Here is a 20870-nt window from a genome sequence, read left to right on the forward strand (position 1 = left end):
TGCCGGCCGGAAGCCCTCGTACTGGATGTACTTGGGATTTCGGCCGGTGCGGCGAGAGGGCGTGCCGGGCGTCGCGACGGGGCGAACGTTGCCTGCCGCGGCACTAGATCGGTGGAGACGCCGCTCGTGCGGCCAACGGCCTTCCCGCCCAGGGCCGTGCTGACCCCGTCGTGAGCACGACGCCGCCCCGGGCTGTGGGCTCGGGGCGGCGGGCGGGATCTCCGACACGCGGCAGGAAGCCGGAACGTGGTGAGCGAGGCGCGTCCGCGTCTGGACCGCGCCCGCGCCACCCACCGACTGCGCGCCCTGCTTGTACTGACGATCTCGAAGTCAACCGCTGACGCATGCGGGCCTGCGCCGTCTGAACGCCAAAAGTCACTCAGCGAAGGTGAGTGAACGAAGGTCAGCGTCCAGCATGCGGATCAACTCACCAACCCGTCCCCCGCCACTCGGCGCCGCAGGGAAGCGTTTGAGCACGTCAACGACGGTTGGCGTCGCACGATGCACCGTCTGCTCAAGGTGCCTGGCGCCAGCGCTCCGATTGTCGTCGGCGACCAGCTCAGCCGCTCTGGCCGCATAGGCGCCGGCTCCGAGAATGTGCTTGACCTGGGTGGCCTTGGCCAATGGATGCAGGTAGGCGGCGCCTGCCGCGGACATTGCTGCCCACGCTGCCTCGCGCGCAGCCGCAGTGTCCGCGCTCTTGGCCGCCTTGAGCGCCGCCGACGCCGTCTCGCGCAGAGATTTCCCTCGTTCACCGCCCCGAGCAAACTCCCACGCGGCACTGACAGCGTCTCGAGGCCGCGAGTCGCCCGGCTGGTCGGCCTCGAATATCTTGAGCACCACCTCTGCACACGTTGCGGCGAACGCGGCGACCTCACGAAGGTCTTGCTTGCTCAGAACGATCTCGCCCACTTCCCCTGTCATCGTTTCATCTTCCATGACTGCGCTGGAGGGTTGGGGCGGCTCCGGGCAGCCCATGTCGACTGGGTCCCAGGCAGACGGGGTCGTAGAAGGTCGCCCAGCCACAGCGAGCAGGAAACGGCCAGGCGACCGCTCCGTCGGACGATCTACTCGCCGGACTGCCGCCCACGACCAGCGTGAGCACTCCGAGAGCCGCTCACACCAGCCCTGTGACCTGCGAATTCAAGTTGGCGGAGGCTCATTGTCGGTGCGCGCACGGGATGCCGTACCGCTCCTGATCCGGGAGGCGCGCGAGGCGAGCCCTGGGCGGACCGGACCGAGCCACCGCCGGGGCCGTGCTTCCGAACAGGCACTTCACGTCGACACCCGCACGTTCAACACCCTGCTGCGGCACGTTCGGGCGCTGGGTGAGCGCACCGCCGCCGAGTTCGAACAGCGATGGCGCGCCCTCCGGTCCGTGACGCTCAGCCCCAGCCGGATCGGTGACATCGCCCGTGCTGTCTCGTCCTCAATGGAATCTGGAAGTGATCACCACTGAGAAAGCCTCACCCGCTACCCAGCCAAACCGAGCAACCCGCAGCTCACAGCCCCACTCTCACCCGAGATCACTCAGCCACGGCACATTGGGGGCACGGCCGCCGAGCCCGTGTGACGGCCATCGGCCGCCGCTACCGTCCCGGTGTGCTGTCGCGCACGACCGGCTCCGCAGGGAGCAGCAGCCCGCTCGCCGGGGCGGCGGCGGGGTCCTCGACGGCGGTGATCAGGCGGTCGACGAGGACGTGGGCGATGGCGGCCAGGGGCAGGCGAGCGCTGGTGAGGGCGGGCTGGAGCAGCGTGCAGAGCGGGATGTCGTTGAAACCGGTGACGGCGATGTCGTCGCCGACAGTGAGGTTTGCGGCGCGGATGGCCTGGTAGGCGGTCAGGGCGAGCCAGTCGCTCGCGCACACCAGGGCGGTCGGGCGGTCGGGGCCGGTGAGCAGGCGCTGGACGGCGTGGGACAGCGCGGCCGGGTTGTCGTCGGGGACGCCGACCTCGAAGGCGCCGTCGGGGGCGGCGGCCGCGGCCTGCAGGAAGCCGGCTCTGCGGTCGGCGAGCCAGGGCAGGGACGCGGCGGAGTTGACGTAGCAGATCCGGCGGTGGCCCTGGTCGAGCAGGAGTCCGACCAGGGCGGCGGTGGCGGCGGTGGAGTCGATGTCCACCCAGTTCTGCGGGCGGCCGGGGGCGGTGCGGCCGAAGGCGGCGAACGGGAATCCGGCCTCGGTGAGCGCGTCGACGCGGGGGTCGTCGTGGACGACGTCGGAGAGGACGAACCCGTCGACCTGGCGGGCCGCGATCAGCCCGTTGAAGGACCTGGCGACCGCTCCGGCGCCCTGCTGGGGGTCGGAGCGGAACACCAGGATGCGGTGGCCGACCGCGTCGGCGGCGGTCACCAGCGCCTGGAGGAAGCCGCCCATCAGAGGGTTGGGGTCGGCGGGGTTGTCGGCGGGGGCGGGATAGCCGATGACCTTGCGGGTGCCGGTGCGAAGGCTGCGGGCGGACTGGTCGGGCTGGTAACCGAGTTCGTCGATGGCGGCGGTGACCCGGGCGAGGGTGGTGGCGCGCAGCCGGTGAGGTGCGTTGAGGGCGTTCGAGACGGTCTGGCGGGAGACTCCGGCCGCGTGTGCGACGTCCTCGATGGTCACCTGTCGAGCGGTCATCGTTCCTCTGTGGTTGGCGGGCTGGGGGCGGCGGGTGGCTCCCCCAGCCCGCGGTTGTCAGTACTCGCGGATCAGGGTGAGCAGGCCACCGGTCGGCACGGTCACCGAGTTCACCCCGGCGACGAGGTCGAGCACGGTCTCGGACAGGATCTCACCACGGCAGTCCTGGACGCGTGCGAGGGCCTGTTCCGGTCGGGTGGCGGTCAGGAGCACCGCAGGGTCGCCGTCCGCGTTGGCGACGAGCAGGGTCTGCGGGCCGTCCGCGGCGTGCCGGTCGGGGAGGGCGACCGGCAGCGGCGCGTAGCGTGCGACCACGGTGGTGTGGTGGTTGTGAGCGCGGACCAGGGGGTAGCCGAGGTCCGGTCGCGAGGGTTCCAGGACGCCGAGTTGGAGGACGTCTGCGTACTGGCGGAAGACGCCGAGCCAGAAGCGCAGGGTGGCGAGCTGGTCGGGGCTCTGGGCGGCGAGGTCGACGGAGATCTGCGGCACCGAGAACAGGGCGTTGACGAGGTGGACGGCGATGGCCTCGGGCATCTCGGCGGCGTTCCACATGATCATGTCGGCGTGGACGGCGAGCGGGCCCGCGGTGAGCCGGCAGTCGACGGTGCGCTGGCGGTTCTCGGCGGGGCTGAGCGGGCAGTCGGTGGCGCGGATCATGGTGGCGTACGGCCACAGCCCGGGGCTGACGTACGGCTGGCGGTGCTCGACGATCACGTCCGGCCGGGTGCGGCGCAGGCGGGCGTCGAGATCGGCGAGCAGTTGGAGTACGCCCTCGTGGACGTCGGTGTGGTCTGCGCCGGCCGGGGCGGGCGGGGGGTCGGTGACGGCGAAGCGGTCGATGAAGTCGAGCTTCAGACCGTCCATGTTCCACTGCTCGACGGCGCGGGAGACCTTCTCGACCAGGTAGGCGCGGACCTCGGGGTGGCGGGGGTCGAGCACGGCCGCTTCCAGGTGGGGCTCCTCGCGCAGGATCAGGTTCTTGAAGCGGTCCCAGGCGTCGTTGTGGCGGCCGATGAACGGCAGTGCGTACCACAGGAGGTAGGCGAGGCCGAGCCGGTGGACCTCGGCGACGTGGGCCGCGAGGTCGGGGAAGGCTGCCGGGTTGGGCTCCCAGTCGCCGCAGTGGCCGTAGCCGCGGGCGCGGTCGGTGGTCTGCCAGCCGTCGTCGACGATGATGCTCTCGCAGCCGACGGTCACGGCGAGGGCGGCCTGGCGTTCGACGGCGGCGGTGTCGACGTTCTGGTGGAGGCTGTACCAGGTGGAGTAGGCGGGCATCCGGGCGGCGGGGGCGGTGCCGGGGTGGTGCAGGCCCTCGGCCCACCAGGCGGTGACGGCCTGCAGGGTGGCGGCGAAGTGGCGGCCGCTGAGGTCGATCCGCAGCCGCAGTGGCGGCCCGTCCGCAGTGAGGTCCTGTTCGACGGCGAAGGCGAACTCGCCGCTCTCCTCCACCACGCCGGCGCCGACGCGTACGGGGGCGGAGGTCTCGCCGGCGGCTGCGGTGCACAGAGCGCGGTCGTCGGCGCCGATCAGACTGGCGAGGGGGGCGCCCAGGGCGAGCGAGACGGTCCGGGGGGCGATCCAGGACGGCGGCAGCCAGCGGGAGGCATTGGTGTCCGGGGTCCAGTAGGCGGTGGCCCCGACGCAGGGGACCCTCCATTCGGCGCGGACGGTGGCCGCGGCCGACGCCGTGACCTCGATCAGGACCACGTTGTCGCCGACCGGGGTGACGGTGGTCTCCAACCGGTCGCAGCCGAGCCCGGTGAGGTGGACGGTGAGCGGGGCGTCGGTGGAGTGGAGCAGGCCGGTGGCGAGCTGCCGGTGGACGACGGTGTCGGAGGTGGCCACGGCCGGCGTGTTCGGGCGCCAGGCCGGGACGGGCTGCTGCGGGGTGGCGTCCTGCGAGGCGGTACCCGGCTCGGTGAGGGCCTGCGGGCTCTCGGTCAGCTCGTCGGCGGGGCGCGGTTCGGGGGTCACGGTGGTCACTCCTTGGTGGCCCCGGCCAGCAGGCCGGAGATGAATTGGCGTTGCAGGACGAGGAAGAGGGCCATCACGGGGATGGCGGCGATGCCTGCGGCGAGCAGGACCTGCGCATAGTTGGTGGTCGACAGCCCCTGCAGGGTGGCGATGGCCACGGGCAGTGTGTACATGTCGGGGCTGCGCAGCGCGATCAGCGGCCAGACGAACTGGTTCCAGCCGCCGAGGAAGACGAACAGCGCGAGTGCCGCGATGATCGGCCGGTTGACCGGGATGACGATCCGCCACAGCACCCGTAGTTCGCCGGCGCCGTCGACGCGGGCCGCGTCGAGGAGTTCGTCGGGCATGGAGCGCAGTGCCTGCCGCATCAGGAAGATGCCGAACGGGGTGACCAGGCCGGGCAGGATGATGGACTGGTAGGAGTCGATCAGGCCCAGTTCCATCATCATCTGGAAGATCGGGATCAGCATGACCGTGTCCGGGATGACCAGGGTGCTGAGCAGCAGAACGAAGAAGAGATTGCGCCCGCGGAACTCGAACTTGGCGAAGGCGTATCCGGCCAGCACCGAGACGGCGACCGCACCGATCGTCTGGACACCCGCCACCAGCAGGGTGTTGAGCAGGACCCGGGTGAGTCCGATGGACTCCTCCAGCCCGCGGAGGTTCTCCATGAGGTGGCCGCCGGGCAGCAGTTTCGGCGGCCAGGAGAACACGTCCTTGTCCTCCTGGGTCGCGGCCATGGCGAGCCAGTAGAACGGACCGACGCAGAGCGCGAAGGCGCCCGCGAGCAGCAGCGTGAGCAGAGGGCCGCGGGGCTTCACCGACGCTCTCCCATCAGGCGGACCTGCACGATGCCGAGCACGGACACGATCAGCGCGAGCGCGTAGGCGATGGCGGAGGCGTAGCCGAAGTCGAAGTATTTGAAGCCGTTGTTGTAGAGGTACATGGTGACCGTCAGGGTGGCGTTGTCGGGGCCGCCGCCGGTGAGGACGTACGGCTCGTCGAAGAGCTGCAGGGTGCCGATGGTGGAGAGCACCACGGTGAGGAGCAGGATCGGCCGCAGCTGGGGAAGGGTGATGGAGAAGAATCGGCGGATCGGTCCCGCGCCGTCGACCATCGCGGCCTCGTACAACTCCTTGGGAATGCCCTGCAGGCCGGCGAGGTACATCACCGCGTTGTAGCCGGTGTAGTGCCAGGTGATGACGAGGACGACGCCCACGCGGGCCCAGAAGGGGCTGCCGAGCCAGTTCACCCGGTCGACGCCGAACAGGGAGAGGACCCAGTTCAGCAGCCCGGCGTCGCGGTTCAGGATCACGGAGAACATCACGCCCGCGGCGACCAGGCCGGTCAGCGAGGGGACGAAGACGCCGAGTCGCCAGAGCGGGCGCAGCCGGACCCGGGTGGAGTTGAGGGCGAGGGCGACGAGCAGGGCCAGGCCGAGCATCAGCGGCACCTGGACGACCAGGATGAGCGCGGTGTTCTTCAGCGCGGTCCAGAACAGCGGATCTTCCAGCAGGCGCCGGTAGTTGGCGAGTCCGGCGAAGGTCCTGTCGTCGCCGCTGCCGGTGGTGAGGCTGATCCAGAGCGAGGAAGTGATGGGGTACGCCTTGAAGATCGCGAACCCCAGGACGGCGGGCATGATGAGCAGATACGGGACGGAGCCGCGGGTCAGCAGCCGGCGTCGGCGCGGGCGGGCGCGGCCGGTGCGCGCGGGGGTGCCGCGGCCGGCCGGGGTGACGGTGGCGGGAGCACGTTCGGACGGGGCGAGGGACATGGTGGTCAGGCCGCCTGCTGCCGGCCGGTCTGCTGGGCGAGCCGTTCGGCGGCGTCCTTGAGGGCGTCGGCCGGGTCGGCACCCTTGAGCAGCACCTGGCTCTGGGCGTCGCTGGCGAGTTTGAGAGCACGGGTGTAGTCGCCGGTGAAGTTGGTGGCTTCGGAGCCGGAGGAGAGCGTGTCGACGAAGGTCTTCAGCACCTTCTGGCCGCCGTAGAACGGGTGGGGCGCGCTGAACCTCGGGTCGGTGTACGCCGCGCCGAGAGCGGGGAAGACGCCGCCGGAGGTGAACATCCGGTTGATCTCGGCGGGCTTGGTGAGCGCGTACTCGATGAATCGCCAGGCGGCCCGGCGGCGCTTGCTGGAGGCGGCGACGGCCAGGTAGGTGGAGTTGACGATGGCGCTGCGCCCGCCCCCGGGAACGGCGGCAGGAGGCTGCATGACGCGCCATTTCCCCTTCTGGTCGGGGAACTTGGTGGCCAGGTACTCGACGGCCCAGGCGGGGTCCGGGGAGGTGGCGAGCTTCCCCTGGCCGAGCAGGCGTTTCCTGGTGCCCTGGCCCGCGGTGTCGGCGAGCAGGCCGCCGTCGTTGAGCCGCTTGATGATGGTGAGGGCCTGGACGGCTTCCTGGGAGGCGAGCGTGATCCGGCCTGCCCGGTCGAAGTAGAAGGCGCCCTGGAGCTGCATCAGGTTCTGGAAGAAGTCCATGTCCGGGGTGGTGCCGGGCTTGTCGAGCCCGAGCAGTCGGGCGCCGGTGGCGGCGAGGATCTTCGGTCCGGTGGCGATCAGGTCGTCCCAGCTGCTGATGGCGGCGGGGTCGACACCGGCCTTCTCGAAGTAGTCCTGCCGGTAGAACAGCCCGAGCGGGTTGACCTCCCACGGGAGGGCGTGGGCGGCCTTGTCCTTGCCTATGACGGTCGGCCACAGGCCCTTGGCGAAGGCGTCCTTGTGCTGGTCGGCGCCGAGCTCGGACAGGTCGGCGAGGCCGTCGGGGAACTTCTCCAGGTAGCCGGGCAGGTAGTCGACACCGATGTGCAGGACGTCGGCGAGTCCCTTGCCGCTGGAGGCGAGGCCGACGGTGATCTTGTCCCAGATGGCGGGGTTGCCGACGTCCTGGATTTCGACCTTGATGCCGGGGTTGTCCCGCTCGAAGGAGGGGACGATGCCGCGCAGGGCTTCGGCCGCGGTGGTCCAGCTCCAGACGGTGATCCGGCCGCTGTCGCCGTCGGCGCCGACGTTGCCGCCCGATCCGCTGCCGCCGCAGGCGGACAGGCCGAGCCCGGCGGCGGAGGCGGTGGCGAGCTGGAGCAGTCGGCGGCGGCTCAGTTGATGGGACATGTCGGCTCCTGGGGATAGTGGGTTGTGCGGTGAGTGAGGGTGTGCAGCGCCTCGGCAAGCAGGTCCGCGGCGGCGCCCGGGGTGGAGGCGTGGGGAGACAGCCGGATCCACTCGTCGCGGCGGGTGGTGATCAGGCCGGCCGTTTCGAGGGTGTGATGGACGGTGGCGGGGTCGTGGCCGGGCAGGCGGAAGGTGCCAATGCCGGCGCGCTCGTGGGGGCCGAGTCCGTCCAGCAGGATGTCGGCGCCGGCCCGCCGTGCGCGGTCGAGCAGGTCGGCAAGGGTGGCGCGGATACGGGCGCCGACGGCGGCCGGGCCGCCCTGGTCGAACAGGTCGTCGATGGCTGCGCCGATGGCCGCGGTGGCCGGGAAGTCCGGGTTGGTGGCGAGGTGGGCGGCGGCCCCGGGCAGTGGCGGCGCCGGGTGCCGAGACGCGAAGGGCTCCGCGACGCCGGCCCATCCGCCGAGCCCGGGAGCCAGGCGGTCGGCGCACCGGTCGCGGATCAGCAGCAGTGCGGCTCCCCAGCCGGCACGTAGCCACTTCTGGCCGCCGCTGACGAGGATGTCGGCGGCGTCCGCTTCGAGTGCGACGGCGCCCAGGCCCTGGATGGCATCGACGATCAGCAGCCGATCGGGGCCGAGGATTTCCTTGAGGGCGGCGAGCGGCGCCAGGTGGCCGGTGAGCGAGTCGACGGCGCTGACGGTGAGGGCGGTGACGTCGGGGGTGAGGTGGCGGCGCAGGAGGTCGGGGGTGATGTGCCGCTGCCCGGCCGGGTCGACAAGGCGGACCGCGGGGCCGCCGCGGTCGGCGAAGCGGAGCCAGGGGTAGAGGTTGGCGGGGAACTCGCCGCGGGGCACCAGGATGGTGCCGGGGCCGTGGAGTGCGGCGGCCACGGTGAACAGGCCGTTGCTGGTGGACGGAGCGAGGGCGATTTCGTGCGGGCGGGCGTCCAGCAGCCGGGCCGCCGCGGTCCGGGAGGCGTCGCTGAGGGCGAACAGCCGGTCGAGGTCGGCGGGGTCGAGGCGGGCGGCGAGCGCGGTCGTGGCGGCGAGCGCGGCGGCGGCCGGGCGGGAGAGCGGGCCGACCCTGGCGTGGTCGAGGTAGCCCGCCCTCGGACCGCGGGCGGGATCCGGACCGGAGGCCGCGGGGGTGGCGGCTTCGGACACCCGATGAATTTGATCGTTCAAAAATCTGCCCTAACAGAGCCTGATGCGTACACTTCCAGGAATTTGAAGGTTCACATTAGGGAGATCGGGCCGACCCGGCAAGAGGTTCGGCGCAACTGCTTTCCGGCGCGGCGGCCGGCTTCGCGCGGGCGGGCGGCATGCGCAAGCCCGTCCCGCCCGTGGATCTCTCCCCCACAGCGCCGGAGGGCCTCTGAAGCAGGGCAAGGAGTTCCGCTTCGCCCGGCCGGAGGTCTGGGGCGACCCGGACACGGCCACCGCGCAGGTCACCAACCGGTACGGCGCCGCCCGCGTGATGGCAGGGACACCCGCGACCTGCCCCGGCCGACCCACCACAACAGCCTGGGCCCCAGGCCGGCCGCGTACTGGAAGCCGCGCGACACCCTGCACCGGCCCGTGGCCGCCCGCACCCTGTGCACACGACGCCACAGCCGAGGTGCGAGCAGCACCGCGTGGGTGCACCGGCCCCGGCATCAGTTGGCCTGTCCCCGGCACCACCAGGCCGCCCCCGGTCCCAGCCTCGCCGGGCCAGCTGAAGCGGTCGCTGACCTGGGACCAGGGCAGCGAGATGGCACGGCACGGCGAGTCACCGCCGTCCACGCAAAACGCTCGGCTGGGAAACCCCGGCCGAGCGCCTGCATGAACCGCTCACGGCCCGATCAGTACGACCACGTGTCGCGACGGCCCCTGGACACCGCCACACGCGTGGTCCCGGAGCCCTTCCCGGTGTGCGGTCGGCGCGGTCACTCGGCCTTGATGGCCGCCAGCATGTTCAGCTTCGCCGCACGGCGGGCCGGCCAGACCGCGGCCAGCATGCCGACCACGGCGGCCAGGGCGAAGAAGACACCCACCGGGCCCCACGGCACCACCAGCTCGTACGTTGCGAGCGAGGCGCTGATCAACTCACCGGCGGCCCAGCCGAAGAACACGCCGAGCCCGATGCCGAGCACCCCGCCGAACAGGGAGATCACCAGCGACTCCAGGCGCACCATGCGCTTGACGCCGGAGCGGTCCAGGCCGATGGCGCGCAGCATGCCAATCTCCTGGGAGCGCTCGAAGACCGACATCGCCAGCGTGTTGACGACACCGAGGACGGCGACGATCACGGCCATGGCCAGCAACGCGTACAGCATGTTCAGGAGCAGGTTGACCGACTGGGAGATGCCCTCGGAGACGTCGTCCTGGTCCTGGACGGAGATCGCGGGGTTCTTGCCCAGCGCGTCGATCAGCTTGTCCTTGGTGGCCTCGGTGACGCCGCCCTTCGTCTTGACCATCACCTGAAGGTCGCTGACGTGCTTCTGGTGAGTGCCGAGGACGCTGTTGTCGACGAGGACCTGCCGGATCATCTCGTTGCCCTCGTAGACACCCGAGACGGTCAGGGTCTCCTTCTTGCCGTCCTCGAACATCACGGGGAGACGGGAGCCGACCTTCCAGCCCTTCTCCTTGGCCGTGCCGCTGTCGACGATTGCCTTGCCGCCGGCCAGGCCGTCCAGGGAGCCGGAGGAGAAGTCGAGACGGGTCAGCTCACCGAAGGCCGCGCCGTTGACGCCGGTCAGGTACGTGGTCTTGCCGCCGATGCGGGCGGCGGAGCTGCGCAGCGCGCTGGAGGCGGTGACCTCGTCGAGGGAGGAGAGCTTCTTCTCCACCTCGGGGGAGAGCGGCGTCATGCCGACCATGGACACCACGTAGTCGGCCTTGAGGGAATCCCTCGCCATCTTGTCGACGCCCTTCTGGACGCTGTTCCCGATCACCGTCAGACCGGTGATGAGGGTCAGACCGACCATCAGGGCGGAGGCGGTGGCCGCCGTACGGCGGGGGTTGCGTACCGCGTTCTGCCGGGCGATGGTGCCCGCGATGCCGAACGCGCGGAGCGCGGGCCCGGCGAGGACGATCAGCGGACGGGACAGCAGCGGCGTCAGGACGAACACGCCGATCAGCAGCAGCATCGCACCCAGGCCCATCACGGCCTTGCCGTCCTCCATGCCGGTGGCGACCAGCACGGCGGCGACACCGACGCCCGCGAAGAGCGCGCCGACGGTGTTGCGGACGACCAGCGACTTGGTGGTGGCGGTGGCGTGCACGCTGTTCATCGCGGCGACCGGCGGGACCTTCGCGGCGCGGCGGCCGGGCAGCCAGGCGGCGAGGACGGTCACGCCGACGCCGACCAGCAGCGCGGTGAGGACGGTGGAGACGGAGACGACCAGCGGGCCGTCGGGAACGATCGCGCCGGTGCCGCTCATCAGGGCGCGCATCCCGGCGCCGATGCCAACGCCGATGGCCAGACCCGTGACAGAGGCGACCGCGCCGACGACCACGGCCTCGATGAGCACGGAGCGGGTGACCTGGCGGCGGCTCGCGCCGACGGCGCGCATCAGCGCCAGCTCCTTGGTGCGCTGGGCGACCAGCATGGTGAAGGTGTTGGCGATGAGGAAGACTCCGACGAACAGCGCGGTGCCGGCGAAGCCCAGGAGGCCCGTCTTCACACTGTCCATGCTCTTCTCGGTCTGCTCGGCGTCGTCCTCGGCGAGCTTCTTGCCGGTGGCGGCGTCGGCACCCTTGGCGGGCAGGACCTTCTCGATCTCCGAGAGCAGCGCGGCCTGCGAGGTGCCCGGAGCGGCCCTGACATGGATCTCGCTGTAGCGGCCGGGGCCGGTGAACAGCTTCTGAGCGGTGGCGTTGTCGAACAGCGCGAGGCTGCCGCCGGCCGTGACCGCGCCGTCGTCGGTGGTGAAGATGCCGGTCAGCGTGGTCTTGCGGACCGGTCCGTCGACGGAGATGCGGACGGTGTCGCCGACCTCGTAGCCGGCCTCGTCGGCTGTCCGGGAGTCCAGGGCGATCTGGCCGGCGCCGTGCGGGGCGCTGCCGTCGCGCATCGGGTAGCGGGGGTCCTTGCCGTCGGCGCCGGGGTAGTAGTTGCCGCCGCGGGTGGAGAACCCGTGGCCGATCAGCTTGCCGTTCTTGTCGGCGATGGCGGTGAACCCGGTGACCGTGCCGGAGGCCGATTCGGCGCCGGGCACCTCGGCGGCCTTGTCGAGCAGCTTCCGGTCGAGGGAGGGCCGGGCGCCGGGGCCGGTCTGGGAGCTGTCCGGCTGAATGGCGACGTCGACGCCGGCGTAGCCCTTGAGGGCGCTGTCGCGGAGGGCTTCGGAGATGGTCGAGGTGAAGACCAGGGTGCCGGAGACGAAGGCCACGCCGAGCATCACGGCGAGGACGGTCATCAGCAGCCTGGCCTTGTGCGCGAGCACATTGCGCAGGGCGGTACGGAACATGGGTGAGTCGGTCCTGGAGAAGAGGGGGAAGTGCGGTCGGCTGCAGGGGGTCAGCTGGTGCGTCCGTTGGCGTCGAAGCCCTTCATCCGTTCCAGCACCTTGCCGGCGGTTGGGTCGGGCATGTCGTCGACGATCCGGCCGACCGCGAGGAGGACGGCACGGTCCAGCCGGGCGCGGTCCGGCTTACGGCCCGCGATGTCCATGGGCAGGGTGATGTTCTCTTCTCCAGAGCGGACAGCGTCGGCAGCGGGTTGAACGCCTGGAAGATGAAGCCGATCTGGTCGCGGCGCAGCTCGGTGAGCTTCTTGTCCTTCAGACGTGTCCGGCCCGGCCATGCAGTGCATCAGCGTCGACTTGCCGGACCCGGAGGGGCTCGTGATCGCGGTGAACCGGGCCTGGTGGAACTCGACGGACACGGCGTCGAGCGCGACGACCTGAGTGCCTCCCTCCCCGTAGACCTTGGTGAGTTCCGTGGCGCGGGCGGCCACCGCCATAGCACAGCTGGCAGAGGGGACGCCGAAGTGGATGGTGGTCACGGGGAGGGGCTCCTGTCGGGACGTGCAGGCTGCCGGAGGGGCACGAGGCCGGAGGGGTACGAGGTGGCTCGATGGGCCGTGTCATGACGACCCTTCCATCGTCACCACGGAAACCGGCGCGGACGTCAACCCGTGTGACCGTCCTGGGGACAGCCCTGGGGCGTAGCCGTCACCTGCGCGGTCCGCCCTGGGGATGACGAGGCGCCCTGACGAAAGTCGCCTGCGGATACGGTGCGGACGGGAGCGCGCGGGGCATCGAACAGAGGTCGACTTTTCCAGCTCAGCAGAGAACGCGACGCCGGCGTCGACCTCGTCCCGTGTCCAGCGTGATGTCGAGCAGCAGGTCGTCCAACGGGCCGCCGACCAGTTCGGCGTAGCGCCGATTGGGCCGCGGGCCCGGGCGGTCGCGGTCGGCGCCGTAGACCCGGCGGCGCAGCAGCTGCTCGTCGTCACGGTCCATTCATTCAGCCTTGCAGCCGCCACCGACATTGGTAGTGGTACGCAGGTTCCAGTGGTCCTGACTCTTCCACCGACTGACAGCCGGGCCCGGTCGTCTCAGCCGCGGAAGCGCGAGATCCAGGTGCCGCCGGCCTTCTGCTCGGGCACGGCCTGGTCCTGCTCCCGGTGCCCGTGCTGGGTGTGCTCGGCCTGGTATTCGAGGGTGGCAGCGCGCTGCTTGCAGTCGTCGCACAGGTGCGGACATGTCTCCCGTGGGGCGTCCCACCCGGCGGGCTCGATGGCCTCCACCGCGCGTCGGCGAACCGGATGCCGCAGTCGGCGCACACGGGTCGGCGGGCCTCCCGCTCGGCCTTCTGCTGCTCGGCCGCGCGGCGCAACTGCTCCTTCTACTGGCGCTCGCGTGCTTCGTACTCGGCCCGTCGACATCGCGTCGAACCGGTCCCCGTCGGCGCGGGCCTTGGCGTACAGGGCGGGCCAGTCGTCTGCTCCGGGCGCGCACGCGGTCACCAGCGCCTCGCCTGTGCCGGCGATGACCGTAAAGCCTGCTCGCCCCACACCCGCCCGGAGCGGTGCACGTCGCACCGTACGACCGTCTCCCCCGCCTCGAAGTACTCCATCAGGTCCTCCTCCGCGACGGCCCGGCCGGGCTGGGCAAGCGCCGGTGGCGTTCCATAAAGACGGTCGCCGTCCGGATGCCCGCCGCGACGAGTGGGTGACCGCCGCCTCTCCGATCGTGGTCCCGCGAGGTCCGAGACGTCCGCGGCCCAGGATGGCTCGATTCGAACCTTGCCGGTCCAAGGCAAGGCGCCCCAGATTGGGCACAGTTCACGCACATCTTGCGCACAATTGACGGTGACGGGGGAGTCGACAGCGGTGACGTTCCAGCGCGCGAGAACCACGGGGGCGGGCGGTTCGGGGCGGCACCCCGGCACGCCCCCGGAATCCTGGGGGCCGACGGGCGCCGGGGCAGCGCGGCGCGGGCCGCGCTATCTGGTCCTGGGGCCGCTGGAGCTGCGGCTCGAGGGTCGGCCATGTACGCCCACGGCGCTCAAGTCCCGTGCGTTGCTGGCCCTGTTATTACTGCGCGCCAACCAGCAGTCCTCCGCGGACGCCCTGATCGAGGACCTGTGGAACGGCCGGCCGCCCCGCTCGGCGCTGGCGGCGCTCCAGATGTACGTGTCGGGCCTGCGTCGGGTCCTGGACCCCGGCCACAGCCGCGATGGCCGTGACGCCCGCCGCCACCCGCTGCTGCCGACGGTGGGGTCCGGCTATCTGCTGCGCGTGGGGCCCGGGGAACTCGATCTGGACGAGTTCCGCGAGCAGGCGGCCCTGGGCCGCAGTCGGCTCGCCGCCGGCGACTGCCTGGCCGCCGACCACGCCTTCCGGCGCGCTCTGACGCTCTCGCGCGGTACGCCCCTGGGCGATCTGACGCAGGCGGACCTGCCCGGCTTCTACGGCGACCGACTCGCCGAGGAGCAGCTGGCGGTGGTGCAGGACCGGATCGGCGCGGACATCTGTCAGGGCCGCGCCCGGGAGGTCACCGGCGAACTCCGGGAGCTGTGCGCCCGCTATCCCCTGCGGGAGGCCTTCCACGAGCAGCTGATGCTGGCGCTGGCCGCCACCGGTCGGCAGACCGAGGCCCTGGAGGTGTACGCCGAGGCCCGACGGACGGTGGTGGCAGCCGGTGGCATCGAACCGGGATCCGCCCTCCAGGCGGCGCAGCAGGCGGTGTTACGGGTACGGCCCCCGCTCAACGCCGGGCACGAGCACTGCCGGTCGGCGTCGAACGACACGCAGGAACGTTTCCTTCCTCGCTGACGCAGGCCTCCCCGGTGCTCAGCGCAGTCGCCAGTCCAGACGGCGCCGGTAGTGGACCAGGGGCTGGCCCTCGCCCGGCACGCAGGAGGACACCTCGCCCACCAGCGCCGTGTGGTCGCCGTGCGGGAAGGCCGCGGCGACCCGGCAGCGCAGGTAGCCGGGCACGCCGAGCAGCCGCGGCACCTCGCCGTCCCACTCCCACAGGGCGTCCGCGAACTTGTCGTCCGTGCCTCCCGCGAACACCCGGGCCAACGCCTCGTCGTCCGCACCCAGCAGGTGTACCCCGAAGTCCATGCCCGGCCCGGCGCTCAGCTCCCGGCCGGTCCGGGAGCCGTCGGCGACGGCCATCAGGACGGACGGCGGCCGCACACTGTAGGAACACAGCGAGGACACCAGCATGCCGGTGGGGCGGCCGTCCGCCCGTCGCGCCGTCGCCACCGCCACGCCGGACACCAGCCGGGACATGGCCTCGGTGAACCGCTCGGTGAGCACGCCCGGTTCGGTGTCCGCCCCGGACGGGCGCCCTCCGCCCGAGGCAGGCTGTCCGCCCGTGGCGGGCTCTTTGGCCGGCGGCCGCCCGCCGGCCGGAGCGGCGCCCTCCGCCACCCTACGCACGGGCCTGCCCGGCGGCGCGCAGGCAGCTCTCCAGGCGGCTGCGGGCATCGGCGTCACCGGTGGCGGCCAGGGCCGCCTCGAAGTCCGTCGCGGCCTCGCTGTAGCGGCCGGCCGCCTCGTGGACCACACCGCGGTTGAACCGGAAGTCCGCACGGTCCGCGAGACCCACGGCCCGGTCGAAGTCGGCCACGGACATGTCCAGGTCGCCGTCCAGGTACGACAGTTCGGCGCGCACCGCCCATGCCTCGGCGAGATCGGGATCGTTGCGCAGCGCAGCCTCCAGTGCCTCCCGGGCCGCGGTGACGTCTCCCTCCTCCGCCAGCAGACGCCCGCGCAGCGACAGCAGATGCGGGTGCTCCGGGTGCTGCGCGAGGCCGCCGGTGACGCACTCCAGCGCCGCCGCGGTGTCGCCGAGGTCGGCCAGGAGACCGGCCCGGCCGAGCGAGGCCTCCGGATGGCCGGGTTCGAGTACCAGCGCGCGGTCGAAGTCCGCCAGGGCACCCTCGGTGTCCCCCAGCTCCAGCCGGGCGTCGCCCCGGTTGTAGTACGCCTCGGGGAACGGCGGCTCCAGACGCAGCGCCCTGGTGTACTCGGCGATCGCCTCCTCGGCGCGGCCCAGCCTGCGCAGAAGGGTGCCCCGGTTGAAGTGGTGGTCGGAGAAGCCGGCGTCCGCCTCCAGGATCTCGGCATAGTCCTCGAGGGCCTCCGTCAACCGCCCGCTCATCGTGTTCACCTGGGCCCGGTTGTAGCGCAGGCCGGTCCGGTGCCAGCTGCGCTTCCCGAGGCTCAGTTCCCGGTCCAGCCGCTCGATCCCCTCGTCCAGCAGCCGCAGCGCCTCGTCCGGCCGCCCCGCCCGGACCTCGACCAGCGCCAGGCCGTTGCGGTTGAACACCGAGAAGAAGGCCCGCTCGTCGGGGTCCGGCAGCAGGTCGGCGATGCCGATGGCCTGGTTGACCCAGGCGCGCGCCAGGCTCTCGTCACGCCGCTCCGGCGGGTAGTGGCGGGCGTAGAGCATCCCGGTCTCGTAGGCGAGCTTCATGTGGTGGGTCGCGCTCTGGGTGCGGGTACGGGCCTCGTGCTGGAGGGCCGCCGACTCGTCCGGCCGACCGCCCGCCGCCAGACAGGCGCTGGCCTCGCGGATGAAGTACCACCAGGTGTCGGGGTGTTCCTCGACGGTCAGGAAGGCCCTCGCGGCCTCACTGAGCTCGGCCGAGATGTGGTAGAAGCCCAGGTACTTGCAGTGGTCGAGGGCCCAGCGCGCCGCCGCCACCCCGGCACCGTGGGGATCCGTGCCCCGCAGCAGGTGGTACGGCAGTGCCCCCAGGCGCAATGAGGTCTCGCCGGCCTCGGCCCGCTCGGCCAGCTCCCCGGCCCTCCGTTCGTGCAGGGCGGCCCGTTCGGAGGGCGTGAGCGCCGCGTAGGCGGCGGCCGGGCCCGGATCGTCGTCCACGCAGTCGCCGTCCACAAAGCCGCGGGCCGCGAGCCGTACCGCCGCCGGGTCCCCGGCCACGGCCGACGGCGCGGCGTCCTGCTCCTGCTCCGGCTCCGGCGGTCCGGTGACGGGGGTCGCGTACGCCGTCAGCGCGTCCGGCAACGAGATCGAGACCTCGCCCGGCGGCTCCCGCAGCGGTTCCCGGCCCGAACAGGCCACGATCGTCAGCAGCTCCGGCGGTATCCGGCGCAGCGCCACCGCCAGGAACTCCTGGTCGGTGACGTCGGCGTGCTCGACGTTCGTCACGATCAGGGTGCGGGGCGCGCCCGCCGAACCGGGCAGCGCCGCGAGGAGGAACTCCACGAGCCCGTGCGCCACCCGCAGCGAGTGCAGCCGCGCCGGGTACCGGCTGATCTCGCCGGCCGAGGACTGTTCCTCCAGCCCCCGGACCAGCGGTGGCACCAGGGGCGTCAGCTCCTGGGTGCTCTGCTGGAGTTCGATGTAGTGCCGGTCCGCGAGCTCGGGCCTGGCCCGCAGGACCTCCGGCGCGATCTCGCGCAGCAGCGTCCCGGCGGCGGTGTACGGACCGCGCAGCCGGCGGTGCGCGTCCACGGTGAGCGACGGACCGGGCAGACCGAGGGCGTCCCGCAGCTGCTCGCGTCGGCGGGAGCGCGGGGCGGAGATCCAGTAGTGACCGCTCACGTTTCTTCTGCCTTTCACTGAGGGCCTTCGGAGGTGGAGGCGGCTGCGGGGTCCCGCCGGCGGTGGGCGAGGGAGTGCGTGGTGGGCACCGGCGTCAGGTGATGACGTGCCGGGTCCGCTCGCGGCGCCTGCGGAGCCGGTCGCGGGCGGCGAGCCAGAGGGCGATGCCGATCTGGAGGAAGGTCAGCAGCAGGAAGACTGTGCCGTCCACGAGCATGACCCAGTCCGTCCGGTCCGCCGTGAAGCGGCCGAGGGCGGCGCCGATCATGTCGTAGAAGACCGGACCCAGGCCGAGCAGGAAGGTGCTCAGGCTGAGCGTGTAGCCGACCGGGATGAGCCAGGAGTACCAGCGCGCCGCCCGCCGGTCCGCCGGATGCCACGCGGACTCGTCCAGCAGCCGGTCCGGGCGCCGCAGCAGCCGGTTGTACCGGTTGCGGAGCATCCGGGTGGCCGTGGTGTGCAGATCCACGCAGCCGAGGGCCGTACTGATCAGCACATAGATGTCGGTGCGCAGGTAGAAGAAGAACTGCCACAGCACCCGGATCACCGCGGCGAAGGCCACCGCCAGGCAGACCCGGGCGGCCAGGCCGTCGCCGCCGGGCCCGCGGGTGAGGTCCGCCACGATGATCAGCACACCGATCAGGACCACGTCGACGAGCATCCCCGCCAGGATCGGTAGATAGCGTCTGCGGCGCTCCACCACGACCAGGCCGTCCAGCGAGGTCTCGACCACCAGGAAGTAGAAGCGGTACGACATCCGGGTGCGCGACCCGACGCCGAGGCGGCGGCCGGCCAGCGCGTGGTAGATCTCGTGGATCGCGATGAGCGGTGCGGCGGCGACCGTCATCACCACCATGATCAGGGAGTAGTACTCGCTGAACACCATGTCTCTGGGGGTGGGCAGCAGCTCGGGGCTGCGCACCACCAGCACCGTCGCCCAGGCCACCACCGCGCCGTAGCAGAGCCACGCCACCGGCGAGAACAGCGCCCGCCCCAGTCGCTGCCAGCGCACCGGTGGGGCGGCCTCCGGAACGGGGCCGGGCTCGGGCATCACGAAATCCAGCTCGTGCAGCACCTCGACGACATCGGCGACGTCGATGGGTTCGCCGTACTCGACCGCGTACCAGTCGGCGGCCTGCCGCGGAGTCGCGCCCTCCTGGAGACGGCGCACCAGCGCGGCGCCGTCCGGCGGGAAGATGGCGAAGGACTCGGTGTCCGGGCGGCCGATCGTGACCTCGCCGTTCTCCTCCAGATGCACGAGGCGGTGGAGCACCAGCGGGCTGTCGAGGTCGCGCACCGCGGCGGCGTATGCGGCGACGTCCGAGGCGTCCGGCAGCGCAGTGCCGTCACGAAGTTCCTGATCCGCCATCGCGGCTCCTTCATCTGCATGGTCCGGCACCGCGCACGCGCGGCGCCCGTCCACCGCCCGGGTTCCGGCGGCAGGCCGCGGCCTGCCGCCGGAACCCGGAACGGCACTTCACGTGCGCTGGACTCAGTTGGCGACCGGGTACGTCGAGCAGGCCGAGGAGGTCAGACGAACCGGACCGGCCTTACGGATCTGGATCTTCTTCATCTTGTTCTTCTGCATCGCAGAGCCTCTCCCTGGTGACGGTTGGTGACACATGGCCCGTTGGCCATCGGTGATTCTTCTGAGCCGGGCCAAAGTCGCCCCAGATCCCCGCCAAAGCCCCGCAGGCCGCATGGGTCCTTCGCGGCCGTGCCGTCCGGGGGCAGGCCGCCGCTGGGCTTCACCGAACGGACGAGCTGGTCGACGCCGACCTCAAGCGCAGCCTGCCCCCTCCCCCACCGGGCCAGGACCAGACCGAACTCGCCGCCGAGACACGCCGGTTCTTCCACGAGGGTGTCCCACGGAATGGTGCAAGGGGTCTCGGCCGGGAAGTGCGCCGCTCGTGTGCCCTCGCGTGCGTCGACTGCTGGTGAATGCTCCCTATAACGGAGCCCGCCACCGCACAACTGCCCTTGGTGAAACGCCAGTTCGTTCCAAAGGGGGTGTCGGGTGGCCTTGTCCGGCACGAACCTACTTCGCCTGCTTGAGTCACTACGTTCATGGGGCCCGGGGCGGGAAGACGCCCCGGACGCTTCGTGCTCGAACTACTCCATGCCTGCGTGGGCGGCGGATCGGAGCGCCCTCCGGCGCCGGCTGCCGTCCGCTCGAGACCCGAGCCAAGGACTGCGTGCCGCGGGCGGGTCGGCACACGTTCCAAGAAAGCTGGGCGGAATACCCCCCTGGGGTATACGGTTGGGGTGATTGCGAGAGCGGGAATCCCCCGAAAGCGCAGCACGCACCCCAGGGAGACGTCATGAACAACAACGCCCACCACGGCCACGGCGGCGCCCGGGCCGGGGGTCTGTCGGTGTCCGAGAGCGGGTACACCCTCGAGCTCGACGCGACGATCCTCGGCGCCGGTCGGCGGACGATCACCTTCCGCGTGACCGGCCCCGACGGGCAGCCCGTGACCGAGTTCGTGCCCGAGCACGACAAGGAGCTGCACTTCATCGCCGTACGGCGGGACACCTCCGGGTTCCAGCACGTCCACCCGGTGCGGGACGAGAAGGGCGTCTGGACCACCGAGCTGACCCTGACACCGGGCGACTGGAGGTTCTTCACCGACATCCACCCGGCCGCCCACACCGGAACCCTGACGCTGGGCGCCGACGTCGCGGTCGCCGGCGCCTACGACCCGCGCCCGCTCCCGGAGGCCACCCGCACGTCCCGGATCGGCACATACGCGGTCACGCTCGACGGCGAACTCCGGGCCGGCGAGGCGAGCGATCTGACCCTCGCCGTCAGCCGCGACGGCCGGCCCGTCACGGACCTTGAGCCCTACCTGGCGGCCTATGGACACCTCGTGGCCCTGCGCGTCGGCGACCTGGGCTACCTCCACGTCCACCCGGAGGGCGCCCCCGGTGACGGCACCACCGCGGCCGGCCCCGAGATCTCCTTCATGGCCGTCGCGCCCTCGGCCGGCACGTACCGCCTGTACCTGGACTTCCAGCACGAGGGCACCGTGCGGACCGCCGAGTTCACGGTGCACGCGAGCCCAGCAGCGACCCCGGCTTCGGGCACGACTGAACACAGCAGCCATCACGGCCACCACTCCCACCACTGACGGCGCGAGCGCGCACACCCC

The 20870-nt window shown here is 71.6% G+C and carries 14 protein-coding genes and 2 pseudogenes; 2 read left to right on the top strand and 14 right to left on the bottom strand.

The genetic code is table 11. From position 1 onward, the window contains the following. Positions 1-375: 375 nt before the first annotated feature. The 11 genes and pseudogenes from ACFYY6_RS36020 to ACFYY6_RS36070 all read right to left on the bottom strand — a co-directional run bounded on the left by ACFYY6_RS36020 (position 376) and on the right by ACFYY6_RS36070 (position 13439). The gene (locus ACFYY6_RS36020) at positions 376-939 is read right to left on the bottom strand and encodes a putative immunity protein (protein WP_389197420.1); all 564 of its coding nucleotides are present in this window, start codon (positions 937-939) and stop codon (positions 376-378) included. Between the two features lie 650 nt (positions 940-1589). After that, positions 1590-2618, bottom strand: a complete 1029-nt coding sequence (locus ACFYY6_RS36025; protein WP_351522403.1) for a LacI family DNA-binding transcriptional regulator — start codon at positions 2616-2618, stop codon at positions 1590-1592. A 57-nt stretch (positions 2619-2675) separates the two neighbouring features. Further along, entirely contained in the window at positions 2676-4592 is a 1917-nt protein-coding gene (locus ACFYY6_RS36030) for a glycoside hydrolase family 36 protein (RefSeq protein ID WP_388652359.1), read from the bottom strand. Positions 4593-4597: 5 nt separating this feature from the next. Further along, positions 4598-5413, bottom strand: a complete 816-nt coding sequence (locus ACFYY6_RS36035) for a carbohydrate ABC transporter permease (RefSeq protein WP_388652357.1) — start codon at positions 5411-5413, stop codon at positions 4598-4600. Beyond that, a complete protein-coding gene (locus ACFYY6_RS36040) occupies positions 5410-6366 on the bottom strand; it encodes a sugar ABC transporter permease (protein WP_351635408.1) in 957 nt (318 codons plus the stop codon). The genes ACFYY6_RS36035 and ACFYY6_RS36040 overlap by 4 nt, the downstream gene beginning before the upstream one ends. A 5-nt stretch (positions 6367-6371) precedes the next feature. Then, positions 6372-7703: a sugar ABC transporter substrate-binding protein gene (locus ACFYY6_RS36045; protein ID WP_351522411.1), complete on the bottom strand. Its 1332-nt coding sequence runs from the start codon at positions 7701-7703 to the stop codon at positions 6372-6374. Beyond that, positions 7688-8869 carry an aminotransferase class V-fold PLP-dependent enzyme gene (locus ACFYY6_RS36050; RefSeq protein WP_386610050.1) on the bottom strand — a complete coding sequence of 394 codons (1182 nt, stop codon included), beginning with the start codon at positions 8867-8869 and terminating at the stop codon, positions 7688-7690. Before ACFYY6_RS36050 ends, ACFYY6_RS36045 begins: the two co-directional genes overlap by 16 nt. Positions 8870-9630: 761 nt before the next feature. Beyond that, positions 9631-12156, bottom strand: coding sequence for an ABC transporter permease (locus tag ACFYY6_RS36055; protein ID WP_389197423.1), 2526 nt, complete (start codon positions 12154-12156; stop codon positions 9631-9633). A gap of 50 nt (positions 12157-12206) precedes the next feature. Beyond that, a pseudogene (locus tag ACFYY6_RS36060) lies at positions 12207-12650 on the bottom strand (ATP-binding cassette domain-containing protein). Between the two features lie 318 nt (positions 12651-12968). Beyond that, positions 12969-13152: pseudogene (locus ACFYY6_RS36065) on the bottom strand (hypothetical protein); the annotation flags it as partial. A gap of 95 nt (positions 13153-13247) precedes the next feature. Further along, positions 13248-13439: a hypothetical protein gene (locus ACFYY6_RS36070; RefSeq protein ID WP_389197425.1), complete on the bottom strand. Its 192-nt coding sequence runs from the start codon at positions 13437-13439 to the stop codon at positions 13248-13250. Positions 13440-14024: 585 nt separating this feature from the next. Between ACFYY6_RS36070 and ACFYY6_RS36075 the strand changes: the two genes are divergently transcribed. Then, a complete protein-coding gene (locus ACFYY6_RS36075) occupies positions 14025-14969 on the top strand; it encodes a BTAD domain-containing putative transcriptional regulator (protein ID WP_389197427.1) in 945 nt (314 codons plus the stop codon). An 18-nt stretch (positions 14970-14987) separates the two neighbouring features. Here ACFYY6_RS36075 and ACFYY6_RS36080 read toward each other — a convergent pair whose 3' ends face one another. From ACFYY6_RS36080 to ACFYY6_RS36090, 3 genes are all read right to left on the bottom strand, one after another. Beyond that, positions 14988-15461 (bottom strand): flavin reductase family protein, encoded by a 474-nt coding sequence (locus ACFYY6_RS36080; RefSeq protein ID WP_351522420.1) that lies wholly within the window; start codon positions 15459-15461, stop codon positions 14988-14990. 115 nt (positions 15462-15576) lie between these two features. Beyond that, positions 15577-17718 carry a tetratricopeptide repeat protein gene (locus ACFYY6_RS36085; RefSeq protein ID WP_389197429.1) on the bottom strand — a complete coding sequence of 714 codons (2142 nt, stop codon included), beginning with the start codon at positions 17716-17718 and terminating at the stop codon, positions 15577-15579. A 94-nt stretch (positions 17719-17812) separates the two neighbouring features. Beyond that, positions 17813-19087 (bottom strand): hypothetical protein, encoded by a 1275-nt coding sequence (locus ACFYY6_RS36090; protein ID WP_351522423.1) that lies wholly within the window; start codon positions 19085-19087, stop codon positions 17813-17815. 952 nt (positions 19088-20039) lie between these two features. Between ACFYY6_RS36090 and ACFYY6_RS36095 the strand changes: the two genes are divergently transcribed. Next, positions 20040-20849 carry a hypothetical protein gene (locus ACFYY6_RS36095; protein WP_351635492.1) on the top strand — a complete coding sequence of 270 codons (810 nt, stop codon included), beginning with the start codon at positions 20040-20042 and terminating at the stop codon, positions 20847-20849. The last annotated feature ends 21 nt before the right edge of the window (positions 20850-20870 follow it).

Source organism: Streptomyces sp. NPDC001750, assembly GCF_042892615.1.
Taxonomy (GTDB): Bacteria; Actinomycetota; Actinomycetes; order Streptomycetales; family Streptomycetaceae; genus Streptomyces.

Coding starts and splice junctions, on each gene's coding strand:
- ACFYY6_RS36020 (WP_389197420.1), bottom strand. CDS start 939: ATGGAAGATGAAACGATGACAGGGGAAGTGGGCGAGATCGTTCTGAGC.
- ACFYY6_RS36025 (WP_351522403.1), bottom strand. CDS start 2,618: ATGACCGCTCGACAGGTGACCATCGAGGACGTCGCACACGCGGCCGGA.
- ACFYY6_RS36040 (WP_351635408.1), bottom strand. CDS start 6,366: ATGTCCCTCGCCCCGTCCGAACGTGCTCCCGCCACCGTCACCCCGGCC.
- ACFYY6_RS36045 (WP_351522411.1), bottom strand. CDS start 7,703: ATGTCCCATCAACTGAGCCGCCGCCGACTGCTCCAGCTCGCCACCGCC.
- ACFYY6_RS36055 (WP_389197423.1), bottom strand. CDS start 12,156: ATGTTCCGTACCGCCCTGCGCAATGTGCTCGCGCACAAGGCCAGGCTG.
- ACFYY6_RS36090 (WP_351522423.1), bottom strand. CDS start 19,087: ATGGCGGATCAGGAACTTCGTGACGGCACTGCGCTGCCGGACGCCTCG.
- ACFYY6_RS36095 (WP_351635492.1), top strand. CDS start 20,040: ATGAACAACAACGCCCACCACGGCCACGGCGGCGCCCGGGCCGGGGGT.